This is a genomic window from Nocardioides sp. BE266 (assembly GCF_031457855.1).
GTDB lineage: Bacteria > Actinomycetota > Actinomycetes > Propionibacteriales > Nocardioidaceae > Nocardioides.
On record NZ_JAURTI010000006.1, the window covers coordinates 49028 to 65426 of the forward strand.

The 16399-nt window shown below is 72.3% G+C and carries 20 protein-coding genes; 12 read left to right on the plus strand and 8 right to left on the minus strand.

Translation table 11 applies throughout. The features are described from left to right. The first annotated feature begins 33 nt into the window (after positions 1-33). The 4 genes from J2X46_RS18195 to J2X46_RS18210 all read left to right on the plus strand — a co-directional run bounded on the left by J2X46_RS18195 (position 34) and on the right by J2X46_RS18210 (position 2476). Positions 34-189: a hypothetical protein gene (locus J2X46_RS18195; protein WP_210439540.1), complete on the plus strand. Its 156-nt coding sequence runs from the start codon at positions 34-36 to the stop codon at positions 187-189. 1 nt (position 190) lies between these two features. Then, entirely contained in the window at positions 191-646 is a 456-nt protein-coding gene (locus J2X46_RS18200) for a RidA family protein (RefSeq protein WP_310253070.1), read from the plus strand. 163 nt (positions 647-809) lie between these two features. Continuing rightward, entirely contained in the window at positions 810-1670 is an 861-nt protein-coding gene (locus J2X46_RS18205) for an NUDIX hydrolase (RefSeq protein WP_310253072.1), read from the plus strand. Next, on the plus strand, positions 1667-2476 hold the full coding sequence (locus J2X46_RS18210) for an MBL fold metallo-hydrolase (RefSeq protein ID WP_310253074.1): 810 nt from the start codon (positions 1667-1669) through the stop codon (positions 2474-2476). The genes J2X46_RS18205 and J2X46_RS18210 overlap by 4 nt, the downstream gene beginning before the upstream one ends. Here the strand turns inward: J2X46_RS18210 and J2X46_RS18215 are convergent. Next, positions 2458-3048 carry a hypothetical protein gene (locus J2X46_RS18215; protein ID WP_310253076.1) on the minus strand — a complete coding sequence of 197 codons (591 nt, stop codon included), beginning with the start codon at positions 3046-3048 and terminating at the stop codon, positions 2458-2460. The genes J2X46_RS18210 and J2X46_RS18215 overlap by 19 nt on opposite strands. Before the next feature lie 112 nt (positions 3049-3160). On the opposite strand from J2X46_RS18215, the gene J2X46_RS18220 reads away from it, so the two are divergent. After that, positions 3161-4540 (plus strand): LuxR C-terminal-related transcriptional regulator, encoded by a 1380-nt coding sequence (locus tag J2X46_RS18220; RefSeq protein WP_310253078.1) that lies wholly within the window; start codon positions 3161-3163, stop codon positions 4538-4540. 40 nt (positions 4541-4580) lie between these two features. After that, entirely contained in the window at positions 4581-5117 is a 537-nt protein-coding gene (locus J2X46_RS18225; protein ID WP_310253079.1) for a TIGR03086 family metal-binding protein, read from the plus strand. Positions 5118-5121: 4 nt separating this feature from the next. Here J2X46_RS18225 and J2X46_RS18230 read toward each other — a convergent pair whose 3' ends face one another. Then, positions 5122-5772, minus strand: a complete 651-nt coding sequence (locus J2X46_RS18230; protein ID WP_310253080.1) for a helix-turn-helix domain-containing protein — start codon at positions 5770-5772, stop codon at positions 5122-5124. 54 nt (positions 5773-5826) lie between these two features. Here J2X46_RS18230 and J2X46_RS18235 point away from each other — a divergent pair, with 54 nt between their 5' ends. Beyond that, positions 5827-6429, plus strand: coding sequence for a class I SAM-dependent methyltransferase (locus tag J2X46_RS18235; RefSeq protein ID WP_310253082.1), 603 nt, complete (start codon positions 5827-5829; stop codon positions 6427-6429). A gap of 72 nt (positions 6430-6501) precedes the next feature. On the opposite strand, the gene J2X46_RS18240 is transcribed toward J2X46_RS18235, so the two are convergent. The 5 genes from J2X46_RS18240 to J2X46_RS18260 all read right to left on the minus strand — a co-directional run bounded on the left by J2X46_RS18240 (position 6502) and on the right by J2X46_RS18260 (position 10865). Further along, a complete protein-coding gene (locus tag J2X46_RS18240; RefSeq protein ID WP_310253084.1) occupies positions 6502-7842 on the minus strand; it encodes a hypothetical protein in 1341 nt (446 codons plus the stop codon). Continuing rightward, on the minus strand, positions 7839-8336 hold the full coding sequence (locus tag J2X46_RS18245) for a SigE family RNA polymerase sigma factor (protein ID WP_310253085.1): 498 nt from the start codon (positions 8334-8336) through the stop codon (positions 7839-7841). Before J2X46_RS18245 ends, J2X46_RS18240 begins: the two co-directional genes overlap by 4 nt. A gap of 68 nt (positions 8337-8404) precedes the next feature. Continuing rightward, complete coding sequence (locus J2X46_RS18250) at positions 8405-9631, minus strand: hypothetical protein (RefSeq protein ID WP_310253086.1); 1227 nt, start codon at positions 9629-9631, stop codon at positions 8405-8407. Continuing rightward, complete coding sequence (locus J2X46_RS18255; protein WP_310253087.1) at positions 9628-10119, minus strand: SigE family RNA polymerase sigma factor; 492 nt, start codon at positions 10117-10119, stop codon at positions 9628-9630. Before J2X46_RS18255 ends, J2X46_RS18250 begins: the two co-directional genes overlap by 4 nt. 68 nt (positions 10120-10187) lie before the next feature. Further along, positions 10188-10865 (minus strand): Crp/Fnr family transcriptional regulator, encoded by a 678-nt coding sequence (locus J2X46_RS18260; RefSeq protein ID WP_310253088.1) that lies wholly within the window; start codon positions 10863-10865, stop codon positions 10188-10190. 239 nt (positions 10866-11104) lie between these two features. Here J2X46_RS18260 and nth point away from each other — a divergent pair, with 239 nt between their 5' ends. From nth to J2X46_RS18280, 4 genes are all read left to right on the plus strand, one after another. Next, entirely contained in the window at positions 11105-11761 is a 657-nt protein-coding gene (gene nth / locus J2X46_RS18265) for an endonuclease III (protein WP_310253496.1), read from the plus strand. Next, entirely contained in the window at positions 11758-12363 is a 606-nt protein-coding gene (locus J2X46_RS18270) for a TlpA disulfide reductase family protein (RefSeq protein WP_310253089.1), read from the plus strand. The genes nth and J2X46_RS18270 overlap by 4 nt, the downstream gene beginning before the upstream one ends. 64 nt (positions 12364-12427) lie before the next feature. Then, a complete protein-coding gene (locus J2X46_RS18275; protein ID WP_310253090.1) occupies positions 12428-13153 on the plus strand; it encodes a CoA pyrophosphatase in 726 nt (241 codons plus the stop codon). 6 nt (positions 13154-13159) lie between these two features. Further along, positions 13160-14335: a MarP family serine protease gene (locus tag J2X46_RS18280; RefSeq protein ID WP_310253091.1), complete on the plus strand. Its 1176-nt coding sequence runs from the start codon at positions 13160-13162 to the stop codon at positions 14333-14335. Positions 14336-14433: 98 nt separating this feature from the next. On the opposite strand, the gene J2X46_RS18285 is transcribed toward J2X46_RS18280, so the two are convergent. Then, positions 14434-14832: a phage holin family protein gene (locus J2X46_RS18285; protein ID WP_310253093.1), complete on the minus strand. Its 399-nt coding sequence runs from the start codon at positions 14830-14832 to the stop codon at positions 14434-14436. Positions 14833-14991: 159 nt separating this feature from the next. Here J2X46_RS18285 and nhaA point away from each other — a divergent pair, with 159 nt between their 5' ends. Further along, positions 14992-16398, plus strand: a complete 1407-nt coding sequence (nhaA, locus tag J2X46_RS18290; protein WP_310253095.1) for a Na+/H+ antiporter NhaA — start codon at positions 14992-14994, stop codon at positions 16396-16398. The last annotated feature ends 1 nt before the right edge of the window (position 16399 follow it).

Here is a 16399-nt window from a genome sequence, read left to right on the forward strand (position 1 = left end):
GGACCCCCGTCCGCCCCGAGTAGGGTGCGACGCATGACGAAGTGGGAATACCAGGTGGCGCCGATTCCGCTCCACAACGAAGCGCTGATGCTCAACAACTTCGGCCAGGACGGCTGGGAGCTGGTGGCCATCCACACCAACGCCCAGGGTGGGCTCGTCGCCTTCCTCAAGCGCCCGGGCCAGGCCTGACATGGGCGCCGAGGCACGCCTGGCCGAGCTGGGCATCACCGTCCCCGAGGTCGTCCCGCCGGTCGCCGCCTACCAGCCGACCGCCCGCACCGGGAACCTCGTCTTCACCGCCGGCCAGCTGCCCGCCCGGGCCGGCGAGATGATCGCCGTCGGCAAGCTCGGCGGCGAGGTCACCGAGGAGCAGGGCTACGAGTGCGCGCGCCAGTGCGCCCTCAACGCGCTCGCTGCCGTGAAGGCCGAGATCGGCTCCCTCGACGACGTGAAGCGCGTCGTGAAGGTCGTCGTCTTCGTCGCCTCCACCCCCGACTTCACCGGCCAGCCCAAGGTGGCCAACGGCGCCTCCGAGCTGCTCGGCGAGGTCTTCGGCGACGCCGGCAAGCACGCCCGGTCCGCCGTCGGCGTCTCGGTGCTGCCGCTCGACGTGCCGGTCGAGGTCGAGATCGTCGTCGAGGTCTGAGCCCTGATCCCCGTGTCTCTCGCCTGCTCCGCGCCGCCATACGGGTGCGCTGGCTGCGTTGTCGCACGCTCGACGGGCCTCCGGCCCGCCTTCGGTACTCCGCCTTGCCATCACACCCGTCTGACGACGCTCGCGACGGCGTCGACCCGCGGACAGGGCTGAGATGGACCGACTGCCGCTCCCGGAGTCACTCGTCGCGCAGGCCAGGTCGTACGCCGACGGCGACGCCACGCCCGCCGAGCCGCGTGACGCGGCCACGGTCGTGCTGATGCGCCCGGGTGCGTCCGGCCCGGAGGTCTACCTCCTGCGCCGGCAGACCTCGATGGCCTTCGCCGGCGGGATGTGCGTCTTCCCCGGCGGTGGCGTCGACCCGCGCGACTTCGACGACGAGCTGGTCGACCGCGGGCTGTGGGCCGGACCGTCGCCGGCCGAGTGGGCGTCGCGGCTCGGCTGCTCCGAGCCCGAGGCCCGCGCCCTCGTGTGTGCCGCGGTCCGGGAGACCTTCGAGGAGTCGTCGGTGCTGCTCGCCGGGCCGAGCGCCGACGAGGTCGTCGCCGACACCACCGGCGACGACTGGGAGGCCGACCGGGTCGCCCTCGAGTCGCGCGAGATCTCGCTCACCGAGTTCCTCGAGAAGCGCGCGCTGGTGCTGCGCACCGACCTGCTCGGCGCCTGGTCGGGCTGGCTGACGCCGGTCTTCGAGCCGCGGCGCTACCGCACGTGGTTCTTCGTCGCCCTGCTGCCCGAGGGCCAGGTCACCCGCGACGTCTCGTCGGAGTCGTCATCCGTCTTCTGGGTCGACGCGCAGGAGGCCGTCGAGCAGGTGGAGCAGCAGCAGATCTTCATGCTGCCGCCGACCTGGCTGACGTGCCTCGACGTCGGGCAGCACCCCGACCCGTCCGCGGTGCTCGAGGAGGCGCGCGGCCGCACGGTCGAGATGTTCATGCCCGAGGTGGTGGCCGACGGGGATGAGTTCATCCTCTCCACGCCCGCCCACTACACGGCACTGATGGCGGCACGATGACCTGGAGCGGCGGCACGTTCGGGTCGACCGGGCAGTGCGTGCTGGCGCCCAACGCCGACATCATGACGCTCGACGGCACCAACACCTGGGTGCTGCGCGACCCCGACTCGTCGCGGTCGGTCGTGGTCGATCCCGGGCCGTCGATCGACGCGCACCTCGACGCGATCGACGTGGCGGCCGGCGACGTCGCGGTCGTGCTGCTGACGCACCACCACGCCGACCACAGCGAGGCGGCCCGGGAGTACGCCGAGCGGCACGGGTGCGGCGTACGAGCACTGGATCCCGCCTACCGACTGGGCTCCGAGGGCCTCGGCGAGGGCGACGTGGTCGCCGTCGGCGGCCTTGAGGTGCACGTCGTCGCGACGCCCGGCCACACCTCTGACTCGCTCTCCTTCGTCGTCCCGCAGGACCGCGCGGTGCTCACCGGCGACACCGTCCTCGGGCGCGGCACCACCGTGGTCGCGCACCCCGACGGCCAGCTCGGGGCGTACCTCTCCTCCCTCGAGCGGCTGCACGCCCTCTGCGGCGAGCAGGGCATCACGACAGTCTGGCCGGGCCACGGACCGGTCATCGACGACGCGCTCGGCGCCCTCGACTTCTACCTCGCGCACCGCCAGCAGCGCCTCGACCAGGTGCGCCAGGCCCTGCGCGACCTGCACGCGGTCGAGCGCGAGGGCGGCACGTTCCCCCACGAGACGCTTCCGCGCGCGATCGTCGAGATCGTGTACGCCGACGTCGACCCGGTGCTGTGGGGCGCGGCCGAGCTGTCGGTGCGGGCCCAGCTGGCCTACCTCACCGAGGGCTGAGCCGGGCGCCGGACCCAGAGCAGGCTGCCGAACGCGACGACCAGCAGGACGTTGACCGGCACGGCCACGGCCGCGATGTTGCCGATGTGCGCGACCGGCCAGGCGACGATCGCGACCAGCACGAGGGCCGCCTGCCAGCGGTGACCGAGCCGCGCCAGCGCCCAGGCGACGAGCGCGAAGGACAGCGGGAAGAAGAGGCCGAGCGGCTTGATCAGGTTCGCCGCACCTGGCTGGTCGACGAGCGCCGTGTCGCCGAGCGAGAGGTGGATCGTGTCGAAGCCGTAGGCCAGGTTGCCGCACGCGCCGATGACGCCGGTGAGGACGATCGCGGCCGCGAGCCGCGAGCCGCGGGGGAGCCAGCCCGCGACGGCGAGGACGACGAAGGCGTACGCCATCGCGCCGAGGACGTGCAGCACGCCGGCGGTCGCGTCGTCCCAGCCGCGGACGGCGTACGTCGTATCGGCGGCGAGGTAGAGCAGTGGGGCCACCGCGAGCGAGCCGTCGAGGAGGCGGTCGGTCGGAGTGGTCGTGGGTGCATCGGTGGCATCGGTGATGGTGTCAGTGGTGGTCATGCCGTCCACCGTCCGCTCGGGACGACCCGGGGACCACGGGGCTGACCCTGCAACCGCACGTCCAGGGACAACCCTGTGTCCGCGAGCCGCGCCCGGTGTCACCATGAGCGGCATGACAGGCAGTACGACCCGGCTCCCGCGCGGCCTCGTGCCGCTGCTGGTCGTGAGCGGCGTGGTCCTGCTCGTCACGTGGGGGCTGGCGCAGGGCGTCTGGCTGACCAACCTGCACAACGGCCTGCTCGCGCTCGCCTTCACGCTGGTCGGCGCCTACGTCCTGCACCAGCGCCGCGACCATCCCGAGGGCGTGCTGCTGCTGGTCGCCGGAGCGGTCCAGGCGGTGCTGTTCTGGGGACGGCAGATCGGGCACGCGGGCGACCCGGCGTCCGCCGGGGTGCAGTGGGCGGCGTGGCTCGGCGTGTGGCCGATCGCGCTCGGCATCGCGCTCGTGACCCTCGCGGTGATCGGCTTCCCGACCGGCCGGCTGCCCTCCTCGCGGTGGCATCCGGTGGTCGCCGTCGTCGTGGCGCTCGCCCTTGCCAGCGCAGTGCTCTCCCTGCTCTGGCCGGTGGAGTACGGCGCCGCGGGGCTGGCCGTGCCGCACCCCTTCGCCGGCCCGGCCCCGGACGCCGTGGCCGCTCTGTGGTCGGCGCTCGCGCACCCGGCGTACCTCCTCTTCCAGGTGCTGTGGCCCGTCGCGATCTGGGCCCGGTGGCGCAGCGCGACCGGATGGGTACGTCGCCAGCTCGCCTGGCTGCTCCTGGCCGCTGCGCTCGCCGCTCTCGTCCTGGTCGTCGGCCTGCTCGGCTGGCACTCGCCGACGCCGGGGCTGCTCGCCGCGACGGTCGTGCCGGTCGTCGCCGGGCTGGCCGTCGTGCACGGCGAGCACGCTGCGGCGTACTCCGCCCTCACCTGGATGTCGCGGCGCGGCCACGCGGACGACCTGCCGGCCGACCTCGCTCGCGCGACCGGCGAGGCGCTCGGCGCGCCCGCGACGCTGTGGCTCGGTTCGGCCGAGCTGCTGCGACCGGTCGGGGTGTGGCCCGGGGCGGACGACCCGGCGCCGCTGCCGACCGCCGACCTGGGTGCCCGCGTCTCGCGACGGGTGGACCTCGACGCCGGTCGGGTCGGCGCCCTGACGGTCGACCGCCGGGACCAGCTGACGCCCCGCGAGGACCGGCTCCTCGACGACCTCGCCGCCCAGGCGGCGCTGGTGCTCCAGCACCTCACCTTCGGCGAGATGGTCGAGCGCGAGCGCCGGGCCGGGCACCTCGACCGGCTGACACCGCGCGAGCGCGACGTGCTGGAGCTGATGGCCGAAGGGCTGTCCAACGCTGCGATCTGCGAACGCCTCCACCTCTCGGTCAAGACCGTGGAGCCGGTCGTGGGCTCGGTCTTCGCCAAGCTCAGCCTGCACCAGCAGCCCGACACCAACCGACGGGTGCTCGCGGTGCTCGCCCACCTGAGGTCGGCCGAGCGCCCTGCCTCCCCCTGAGGGGCTTGCGCGGTCGGGCGCGCAGGAGTGAGGTGGAGGCATGGCAACTCCTCATCAGGCCGTCGTGGTCCTCTCCCGCGCGATCGACCAGGCCGGCGACGTGCTCGCCTCGATCCACGCCGACGACTGGGACCGACCGACGCCCTGCGGCGACTGGACCGTGCGCGAACTCGCCGCCCACCTCGCCGTCGCGCCGGAGCACTTCCTCCAGCAGGCCCGCGGCGAGGAGGTCGACTGGGTCGCCGAGCCCGACGTGACCGACGGTCAGTGGGCCGGCCATTTCCGCACCCACGGCGACGACCTGCTGCACCACTGGCACGACCAGTCCGACGACCAGGCGGCCGGTGCCGACTGGCAGAGCGCGGAGCTCGGGGTCCACACCTGGGACCTCGTGCAGGCGCTCGGTCGCCCGCACCGCCTCGACGACGAGGTCGCCGAGCGCGGGCTCGCCTTCATGCAGCAGGGGATGACCGACGACAACCGCGGTGACGCCTTCGGGCCCGAGGTGCAGGTCGGCGCGGACGCGTCGGCGTACGACAAGCTCGCCGCCTTCGCCGGGCGCGACCCGCGGGGCTGATCCTTCAGCGGGGCGGGAGCAGTGCGGCCTCGAGGGTGCCGTGCAGCCACGAGCGGTAGTGCTCGTGGTCCCAGCCGAGGTCGTCGACCATCAGCCGGTGCATGTCCGGACCCGCGAGCGACCACACGGTCGCGGTCGCGTCGTCGATTGTGAGCCCGTCGCGGAGCGGGCCGTTGGCGGCGAGCCACTCGACGAACGCTCGGAGGTTGGCCAGCCGGGTCTGCTGCATCGAGGCGCGCCTCTCAGCGAGCTCGGGGTCGACGGCGGCTGCTGAGCGGATCACGTCGTCCACCGGCCGGACGCGCGAGATCCGCCCGGCGATGTCGGCGGCGAACATCTCCACCTGCCGCCGCTGGTCGGTCTCCGCGCGCACCGCCTGCGGACCGGCCTGGTCGAGCACCTTCGGGCTGTCGACCTCGCCCGTGACGGCGAAGTTCATCACCTCGATGACGAGCTGCCGCTTGTTGCCGAAGGCCTTGTAGACGAGGTCGTTGCTGACCCCTGCCGTGCTGGCGACGGTGGCCAGCGAGGTGCGCGCGTAGCCGTGCTCGAGGAACAGCTCGTGGGCCGCGCGCAGGATCCGGCGTCGGTTCTCCTCGGCGGCAGCGCGGCGGCGGGTGGCGTCGTACGAGCGGCTCTTGACAGTGCGGTCCATGAGGAGTCCACTGTAATACGTTCTAGTGGCACTTGAATGAATTGGAGGGACGGCATGTCGCTGGCATATCGGGTCGCCTACCGCATCGGCATCACGCCGTGGGAGGGCGCAGGAGAAGGGGGCGGCGCGCAGCTCGACGCGCTGCTCGACCGGGAGCAGGCAGGGCGGAGCGCGCCCTTCGGTCGCGCCGTCGACCTGGGCTGCGGCTCGGGCTCGCACACCATCGACCTCGCCGGCCGGGGCTGGGAGGCCACGGGCATCGACAACGTGCCGCGCGCGCTCGAGCGGGCGCAGGCGCGGCCGGGCGCCGACAAGGCGCGTTTCGTGCTCGGCGACGTGACGCGGCTGGCCGACGCCGGCGTGGCGCCCGGCGTCGACCTGTTCGTGGACATCGGGTGCTTCCACGGGCTCGACGACGAGGAACGCAGCAGGTACGCCGACGGGGTGACCGCACTCGCCTCACCGACCGCGGCGATGCTGGTCCTCGCCTTCACCCGCGGCCGCGGACCGCTGCCCCGCGGTGCGACGCGGGCGGACCTCGCCCGTTGGCTGTCCGGCTGGGACGTCGTCGCCCAGGAAGCCGCTGACACCAGCGGGATGCCGAAGCCGATGCGCGCGACCGAGCCGCAGTTCTACCGTCTGCGGAGGGCGGCCTGAGGTCGCTCCGTCGGGGTAGTCCAGTGGCGAGTGGCTGCCGGACAGGGGTGCCGACAGCCACTTCTCACTGGACTACCCGAGCAGGCGGCGCCAGAGCCACCGGAGCCCCATCAGCACGGCGATCGCCGCGGCGACGCCGAGCCCGATCAGCCACGAGATGTCGCGCTGGTCGGGCGCGAGGACGTCGCCGAAGTCGTGGGTCAGCTGCTGGGACGAGGTGCCGTCCAGGTCGGGGATGAGGTCGACGGCGACCGAGAGCTCGGCGACGTCTGCGATGTCGCGCATGACGATTCGGTAGGTCCAGGTCGACTCCGGGCGGTCGGGCGAGCTCATCAGGGCGAGGTGTCGGCCCTCGACGTAGCTGCCGGCAGGTGCGTCCACCTGAGCGAGGAGGAGGGCGTCGGCCGCCCAGCCGAGAGGACTGACCCTCGCGCCGTCCGGGTAGAGCTCCGTGTCGAGAGAACGCCTGAGCACGTCACCCTCCCCATCGACGAAGGGCAGGGACACTGACGACCCGTCGTCCACCGCGGTCAGCTCCCCGCTGGGTGAGGTGCTGGCGCGGTCCCCGGAGCCGACGGCCGGCAGCTGTTCGTGCAGTGGGACCCTCGTCGCGCCGGAGGAGAGGGAGGTGAAGGAGGTGACGCGAGTGCTGGTGACCAGGGTGGCGGCCGCGTCACCGTCGACAGAGACCGCACCCTCGCTCGAGTCCAAGGTCGACTGCAGGCCGGTGCTCAGGTCGATCACCCCGAGCATGCCGCCGCCCCTCTCGAGCTCCCTCGTGCTGTCGGTCCACACCCGGATCCCGTGCCCTGACCACGCCACGTACGCGCTGTCGCTGGACCATCCGATGCCCGAGACGGCGACGGGCCTACCGCTGCCGCTGATGGCGGGCACGCGGCGCACCTCGCCGCTACGCAGGTCGAGGATCGCCACGCCGACCTCGACCTCGGGTCCGCCTTCGGGCCCGAGCGCGTCGTAGGCGTAGGCAAGCTGGATGCCGTCCGGGCTCAGCCGCACCGGCCCGGTCAGTGGTGCCTCGGGCAGGGCAAGCGCGTGGTAGCGGCCGTCTGCGGCATCCACCACGACCACGTCGGAGCTCTCCGCGACGAAGGCGACAGAAGCCTGCCCGACGGCGAGGTCGTCCGACGCGGTCAGCGCTCCCGGGTCCTCGATCCGGCTGGGGATCGCGCCGTCCGGCACGACCGGCGTGGACGCCGTACGCGCCTCGCGGTCGCCGTCGCCGAGTAGGACCGCGCTCCAGGTCACGGACGCGATGATCGCGAGGACGGCGGCGACGACGAGGGCGTTGCCGCGGCGACGGGCGGACTGCCCGCGCTGCCAGAGGTCGTCGGCCACGGGGAGGGGGGTCACGTCGTCGGCGACGCGGTGCAGGGACGTGCGGAGATCGGTCATGCGTCTGCTCCGATCAGCTGGGCGAGCTCGGGCGCAAGGGTGCGCAGCCGGGCCAGCGCCTGTCGGGTGGTGGACTTCACCGTGCTGGTCGAGAGCCCGAGCGCGCGGGCGGTCTCGGCCTCGGTGAGGTCCTCGTAGAAGCGCAGCACCAGCACGGTGCGCTGCCTCGGGGTCAGGTGGCCGAGCGCCTGGTCGAGCGAGAGGCGCAGGTCGGTGTCAGGCGCGACGGACGGGCTGTCGTGCTCGACCAGTGCGGTCTCGAGGATGCGGCGACGCCGCCACCACGAGATGTTCTGGTGGTACATCGCCCGTCGGACGTAGGCCTCCGGAGACGTGTGGATCCGCTTCCAGTGCTTCGCCGCCTGGAGCAGCGCGGCCTGCACAAGGTCCTGGGCGAGGTGGTGGTCGCCCGTCAGGAGGTACGCCGTCCGCGACAGCGCGGCCTGTCGCCCCGCCACGAACTCGGCGAAGCCCGCCTCGTCGTCTGTGATCACCGGAACCCCCTTCACGACGTCAGACGCAGGCTCGCATCGTGACGGGTGGCACCCGCGCAGAGAAATCTTCAGGCGCGCTTCTGCATCATCCGGACGAAGGCGAGACCCGCGGCCAGCGCCGCGAGGCCGCCGAGGGCGTACGGCAGCCTGTCGGGGTCCTCGTCCGCGGGCGAGGTGGCGCTGAAGTCGTGCGTGAGCTCCTGGTCGGGGTCGCCGGTGAGGTCGGGGATCAGGTCGACCGCGATGCTCATGCTGAGGGCAGGTGGCAACCGGGGCAGGAACTCCCGGAAGTCCACGTCCGAGCCGGGGCGTTCGGGTGACGCGACGAGCGCCAGCCGCGGGGGCTCCGTGACCTTGCTCGGCGGCGGGTCGATCCACGCGACCAGCACGTCCGGCTCGACCCAGCCGAGCGGCTGCACGACGGCACCCTCCGGGTAGCGATCAGTGGGCAGCACGCTGACGGGGTCGGTGTCCGACGAGGTCTGGAACTGCACGGCGTCGACGAGATCCGACTCCCGCGGCAGCACTGCGCTGATGCCGCCCCCCGGCGCCACGATGCCGGTGAGCGGCGACGTGCTCGCATCGCCCGTGGCCGGGTCGACGGTCCAGCCGACCGCCGGAGGAGTGTTCGCCTTTGTGACCCGGCGCGTCGGCGTGCCGAGGACGTCGACGGCGATCCGCCCGTCGGCGGTCCACGACATCGCCAGCGGGGTGCCCGTGCCGGGCGGCAGCGCCACCAGCTCGCTGGTCCCGGACGTCAGGTCGACCACGCGGTACCACGCGGTGATGAAGGAGCGCCTGCCCGTGCCGTCGTCCTGCACCGCGACGGTCGGGTAGGCGAGCCGGAGCCCGTCCGGTGAGAGCGCCAGCCACGACCCGCGACGCAGGTCCCTCGTCAGCCTGAAGGCCTGCTGCGTCGGGAAGTCCGGCAGCACCGTGCGGTGGGCCTCGCCGGTGCTCGCGTCGACGAGGACCGGCATGCTGTTCTCGTCGACGTAGGCGATCGACGCCTTGCCGATCGCGAGGTCCGTGAGGAAGTCCTGCTTCGTCACCGGGATGCGGCTCGGAATCGCGCCGCCACGCACCTCGCCGGCGGGCTGGGGTGCCTCCCGGTCAGGCGCGAGGCTGACCGCGCCGACACCGACGACGATCGCGACGACCGCGGCCACGGCGGCAACGCGGATCACTCGCGCGTTCCGGCGCGCGCGGCGGCCCCGGTCCCAGGCGGCGGGGTCGGGGGAAAAGGTCTGGGTGTCGGCGAGGGCGGTGAGCTCCTCGCGCAGCTGAGTGGTCATGCGTCTGCTCCCACCAGGTCGGCGAGCTCGGGGGCCAGGGCGCGCAGCCGCCGCAGGGCGTCGCGCGACATGGACTTGACCGCGCCGCTGGAGATGCCCAGCGCGGTGGCCGTCTGGACCTCGGTGAGGTCCTCGAAGTAGCGCAGCACCAGCACTGTGCGCTGGCGCGGGGTGAGCCGGCGCAGCGCCTGCTCGAGCGTCAGCCGAAGGGTCGGGTCGGCTGCGGCTACCGGGGCGTCGTACTGCTCGAGCGGGGTCTCGGCGAGCTTGCGGCGCCGCCACCAGGAGATGTTCTGGTGGTACATCGTGCGCCGGACGTAGGCCTCCGGCGAGGTCTCGATGCGCTCCCAGTGCTTCGCCGCCTGCACGAGCGCGGCCTGCACGAGGTCCTCGGCCAGGTGGTGGTCACCCGTCAGCAGGTACGCCGTGCGCGCGAGGGCGGGGCCACGCGCATGGACGAACTGGTCGAACCCGGATCGATCTGTCATCAGGACCCCCTTCACCACGTCAGACGCACGGATGCGCCCCGGCGGGGGTCAGGCGGGACGAAGAAGTTTCAGCGGGCGCGGCGGGAGAGGCGCTCGAGGTCCATGATCACCACGGAGCGGGGCTCCAGGCGCAGCCATCCGCGCGAGGCGAAGTCGGCGAGCGCCTTGTTGACCGTCTCGCGGGAGGCGCCGACCAGCTGGGCGAGCTCCTCCTGCGTGAGGTCGTGGTGGACGTGGACGCCGTCGTCGGCCGTGCGGCCGAAGCGGTCGGCGAGGTCGAGCAGCGCCTTGGCGACGCGGCCCGGGACGTCGGAGAAGACCAGGTCGGCCACGACGTCGTTGGACTTGCGCAGCCGCGAGGCGAGCTGGGAGAGCAGGCCGCGGGCGACCTGCGGGCGGCCGTCGAGCCAGCGGAGGAGGTCGTCGTGGGACAGCGAGCCGAAGGTCGCGTCGGTGACCGCGGTGACGGTGGCCGAGCGCGGGCCCGGGTCGAAGAGCGAGAGCTCGCCGAACATCTGGCCGGGGCCCATGATCGCGAGGAGGTTCTCCCGGCCGTCGGAGGACGAGCGGCCGAGCTTCACCTTGCCCTCGGTGACGATGTAGAGCTTGTCGCCCGAGTCGCCCTCGTGGAAGAGGACGTCGCCACGACGCAGCGTGGTCTCGGCCATCGAGCTACCCAGTGCAGTCGCCGCCTCGTCGTCGAGCGAGCTGAACAGAGGCGCCTGCCGGAGCACGTCGTTGTCCACGTCTTTCCTCCCAGTAGGGGTGCGTCCCGACGGTGTCGTTGCCTGGGGCGGTCGGGATCGGGTCGATCCTAGCCGTGGTCTGGCTCACAAGCGGCAATGTCCCCACCCGTGAGTTGGTTTGCGGCCGTCTCGGCGGTGTCGGAGCCGGACCGTAGGCTGAGCGCGTGCCTGCTGCCCCCAAGGTCGACCCCCGTGAGATCCCCAAGCCCGACACGACGCTCGTGCGACGGGCGCGCCGGATGGACCGGATCCTGGGGGAGACCTATCCCGACGCCGCGGCCGAGCTCGACTTCACCAACGCCTTCGAGTGCCTCGTGGTGACCGTGATCTCGGCGCAGACCACCGACCGCCGGGTCAACGCCGCCAGCCCCGCGCTCTTCGCGGCCTACCCCACGCCCGAGGCGATGGCGGCCGCCCCGCGCGAGCACATGGAGCAGCTGCTCGGCCCGCTCGGCTTCTTCCGCGCCAAGACCGACTCCCTGCTCAAGCTGAGCCAGGCGCTCGTCGAGAACTACGACGGCGAGGTGCCGGCCAAGCTCGACGAGCTGGTGAAGCTGCCCGGCGTCGGCCGCAAGACCGCCAACGTCGTCCTCGGCAACGCCTTCGGCAAGCCCGGCATCACCGTCGACACCCACTTCGGCCGACTGGTCCGCCGCTTCGGCTGGACCGAGGAGACCGACCCGGTCAAGGTCGAGCACGCCATCGGCGCGCTGTTCCCCAAGCGCGACTGGACGATGCTGTCGCACCACGTCATCTGGCACGGCCGCCGTCGCTGCCACGCCAAGAAGCCCGCCTGCGGCGCCTGCCCGCTGGCGAAGCTGTGCCCGTCGTTCGGCGCGGGCCCGACCGACCCGGTCGAGGCGGAGAAGCTCGTCACGACGCAGGGCCCCGCATGAGGAAGGTCCTCCTCGCCGTCCTCGCGGTCGTGCTGCTCGCCGGGTGCGATGACGGCAAGGGCATCGACGTACGGCCTCCGGACGTGAAGGTCGACACCCCGGCCCTGCGCAAGGTCAAGGCGCGCATCGGCATGGAGGACTGCACGCCCGGCACCGGGGCGCCTGTCGCGGGCGGCCTGCCCGAGGTGACGCTGCCGTGCCTCGGTGGTGGTCCCGACGTCGAGCTGTCCTCGCTGCGCGGGCCGATGGTCATCAACCTGTGGCAGGCCAACTGCGGCCCCTGCCGCAAGGAGATGCCCGCGCTGGAGTCCTTCCACCAGCAGTACGCCGACCAGGTGGCCGTCGTCGGCATCGACTTCAACGACGTGCTGCCCGACGCCGCGATGGCGCTCGCCGAGGACACCAGCGCCACCTATCCCTCGATCGCCGACCCGGGCGGCGACCTGATGACCGAGGAGGCGTTCGCGGTCGCCCGACGCGGGCTGCCGGCGTTCGTCTTCGTCGACGAGTCCGGCAAGGTCGTCGGCCAGGCCTCGGGCGGCGTCGACTCCGCCGCCGAGGTCAAGGAGCTCGTGGCCGAGCACCTCGGGATCGATCTATGAACCCACCCCACGACGTTCTTCTCCTCCGCTGCGCTCCCCCGAACAACGCCGCGGGGACCCCGGCATGAGCAGCCTCCCCGGCTGGCTCGCGCCGGTCGTCGAGGCCGCCTCCACGATCACCGTCCACGAGCTCACCCGCTTCATGCCGCCGGAGGACAGCGACCCGCGGCGCGGTGCGGTGCTGATGGTCTTCGCCGACCGCCACGGGGATCCGGCTGAGCCCGACGACCTCGCCCACCGCGGCGAGCTCCTGCTCACCGAGCGGGCTCACCACATGCGCTCCCACCCCGGCCAGGTGTCGTTCCCGGGCGGCTCGCTCGACGAGGGCGAGACCCCGGTCGAGGCCGCGCTGCGCGAGGCCTACGAGGAGATCGGGCTCGAGCCGTCGGAGGTGGAGGTCTTCGGCGAGCTGCCCGAGCTGTGGCTGCCGCCGAGCAACTTCGCGGTCACGCCGATCCTCGGCTACTGGAAGGACCCCGGCGAGGTCCGCATCGCCAGTCCCGACGAGGTGCACGAGATCCACCACGTCGCCATCGCCGACCTGCTCGACCCCCAGCACCGCATCAACGTCCGCCACCCCAGCGGCTGGGTGGGTCCGGGCTTCCTGATCGGCCCCGACAAGGACGTCATCCTGTGGGGCTTCACCGCCGGCATCATCGCCCGGCTCTTCGGCTACCTCGGGTGGGCCGAGGACTGGGACCGGGCGCGGGTGCGTGACCTGCCGGACCACATGCTGCAAGGTGTGCCCAGGGGAACCGACCTGGCGCCCAACACCACGCTCGAGGAGTGAGCTGAGATGAACGTCCTCGACTGGTGCCTGCTGGCGCTCGTGGGGATCTATGCCCTCTCCGGCTACTGGCAGGGGTTCATCACCGGGGCCTTCGCCACCGCGGGCCTGCTGGTCGGCGGCCTGCTCGGCGTCTGGGCCGCACCCCTCGCCCTGGGCGACGCCGCGCCGTCGTTGTGGGTCTCGCTCGGCGCGCTCTTCATCGTGATCATCTCCGCCTCGCTCGGCCAGGCGTTGCTGCAGTACGCCGGCGCCCGGATCCGCGACCGCATCACCTGGCAGCCGATCCGCGCCGTGGATGCGATCGGCGGATCGGCGCTCAGCGCTGTCGCCGTGCTCCTGGTCGCGTGGGCGCTGGGTGTCGCGGTGTCCGGCACCCGGATCGGCGCGATCACCCCGCTGGTGCGCGACTCCACCGTGCTGGCCAAGGTCGACGAGACCCTTCCCGCCGACGCCAGCAAGGTGCTGCAGACCTTCAACAACGTCGTCGGCACCACCTTCTTCCCGCGCTACCTCGAGCCCTTCGCGCCGGAGCGCATCGTCGCGGTCAAGCCCGGCGACAAGCGGATGCTCACCGACCCCGACGTGGTCGCCGCCCAGTCCAGCGTGGTCAAGGTCCGCGGCGCCAACGGCTGCGGCAGCGGCGTCGAGGGCACCGGCTTCTTCTTCGCGCCAGGCCGGCTGATGACCAACGCCCACGTCGTCGCCGGCGTCACCCGGCCCGAGGTCGAGGTCGGCGGCACGACCGTCGTCGCGTCCGTCGTCCTCTACGACCCCGACCTCGACATCGCGGTGCTCGCGATGGCCGACCCGGGCGTGCCGCTGCTGAAGTTCGACACCGAGGCCCAGCCCGACGACAACGTCGCCGTGGTCGGCTACCCCGAGGACGGCCCTTACGACGTCGAGGCCGGCCGCATCCGCTCCCAGCAGCGGCTCCGCTCGCCCGACATCTACGGCGAGGGCACGGTGATCCGTCAGGTCTACTCGCTGCGCGGCCTGATCCGGCCCGGCAACTCCGGTGGGCCGATCCTCACCTCGGGCGGTGACGTCGCCGGCATGGTCTTCGCTGCCTCGGTCAGCGACCGCGACACCGGCTACGCCCTGACCGCCGGCCAGGTCTCCGAGTCCGCCGCGAAGGGCGTCACCAGCGAGTCGCCGGTCGACACCGGCACCTGCGTGCGCTGACCGCTCTCAGGTCGGGCGGTGGTGGAGCGACATTCCGGCGGCCGGGAATGTGGGTGGGCCACCGCTGTCGGGCGTGTCGGCGTACGACGCGCGAGAGCTCAGCCCTTGCCCTTGAGGGCCTGGGGGATCTGCTTGCCCTGCTCGATCGCGCGCTCGGGCGCCTTGACCTGCTTGACCTGCTTGACGCCGATGAAGGCGAGCAGCGCGGCGAGGAGGACGTAGAGCGCGAAGACGATCAGGAACGCCCAGTGCAGGCCGAGGCCGGCCCAGTGGATGAAGTAGGCGATCGAGACCGACAGCATGATGATCGCGAGCAGCCCGAGGAAGGCAGCCCCCGCGAACAGGCCGATGCCGACACCGCCGTGCTTGATGCTCACCGTCAGCTCGCTCTTGGCGAGCTGGATCTCCTTGGAGATCAGCGACGAGATGTCGCGCTGCGCGTCCATGACGAGCTTGCCGAGCGTCGGATCAGTGTCCTTGACCGGTTCGTTTGCCATGCGCGGGTGTCCTTTGCCGTACGTCGTCTGCTGACCGCTGCGACCCTACCAACGCGACCCTCTAGACTGGCCCCTCAGGTGAGCCGGGAAGTCTGGTCGGCCCGCGGTGCGCAACCGCGGTGATCGTTGCCCCGACCACCCGGAAGGACGAGCCTCCGCATGGCCTCTCGCCCCACCAACCCCCACGACGACCCGAGCACCAGCGACGAGATCTGGGAGAACGGCCCGGTCTACCTCGCCAGCAACAAGCCGCTGGCGCGACTGGTGGCCCGGCCGGCCCGGGAGTTCCTGCGGGTCGAGGCAGCCGGCTCGCTCCTCCTGCTGGCCGCGGCCGCTGTCGCGCTCCTGTGGGCCAACAGCCCCTGGGCGGCGTCGTACGACTCCCTCTGGCACACCCACCTGACCCTCGACGTCGGGCCGCTGCACCTCGACGAGTCGCTGCAGCACTGGGTGAACGACGCGTTGATGGTCATCTTCTTCTTCGTGGTGGGCCTGGAGATCAAGTACGAGCTGGTCAACGGTGACCTGCGCGACCCCCGGACGGCGGCGCTGCCGATCGTCGCGGCGATCGGCGGGATGGCGGTGCCGGCCGGCCTCTACCTCGCCCTCAACCCGCCCGGCAGCGACGGCGGGGCCGGCTGGGGCATCCCGATGGCCACCGACATCGCGTTCGCGGTGGGGGTGCTCGGCATCCTCGGTCGGCGGATCCCCTCGGCGGCGCGGCTGTTCCTGCTGACGCTGGCGATCGTCGACGACATCGGCGCGATCCTCGTCATCGCGATCTTCTACACCGCCGACCTGTCGCTTGCCTGGCTGGCGATCGCGCTCGTGCTGCTCGGCGCGATGGTGGTCGCCCGCCTGCTCCGCGTCTGGTCCGTGGTCGTCTACGCCGTGCTCGGCGTCGGCGTCTGGTTCGCCCTGCTGGAGTCCGGCGTGCACGCGACCCTCGCCGGCGTCGCCATCGGCCTGCTCGCGCCCGCCGGGCCGCTGCTCAAGGAGGAGCTCGCCCGCGGGCACGCCCGCGCCGCCCTGCGCGACAACCACCTCGACCCCGACGAGCTGGCCAGGCTTCGCTTCCTGCTGAAGGAGTCGGTCTCCGTCGTCGAGCGACTCCAGAGCGCGCTCCACCCCGTGTCGAGCTACGTGGTGCTCCCGATCTTCGCGTTGGCCAACGCCGGCGTGGAGCTGGGCGCCATCGGCAAGGTCTTCAGCGAGCCGGTGGGACTCGGGATCGTGCTGGGCCTGGTCGCGGGCAAGCCGATCGGCATCTTCGTGGCCTCGTTCCTGGCCGTGCGCGTCGGACTCGGCAAGCTCCCCGACCAGACCGGCTGGTCGATGGTGCTCGGGCTCGGGGCGGTCGGCGGCATCGGCTTCACCGTGTCGCTGTTCATCGCCGGCCTGTCGTTCCCGGGCGCCGAGCTGCTGACGGAGGAGGCCAAGATCGCCATCCTGCTGGCCTCCCTCGTCGCCGCGGTCGTGGGCGTCGTGCTCCTGCTGGTGGCGACCCGTGGGCACGAGCCCCACGACGACGAGCAGTCCGAGCCCGAGCCCGAGCCCGAGGAGTGAC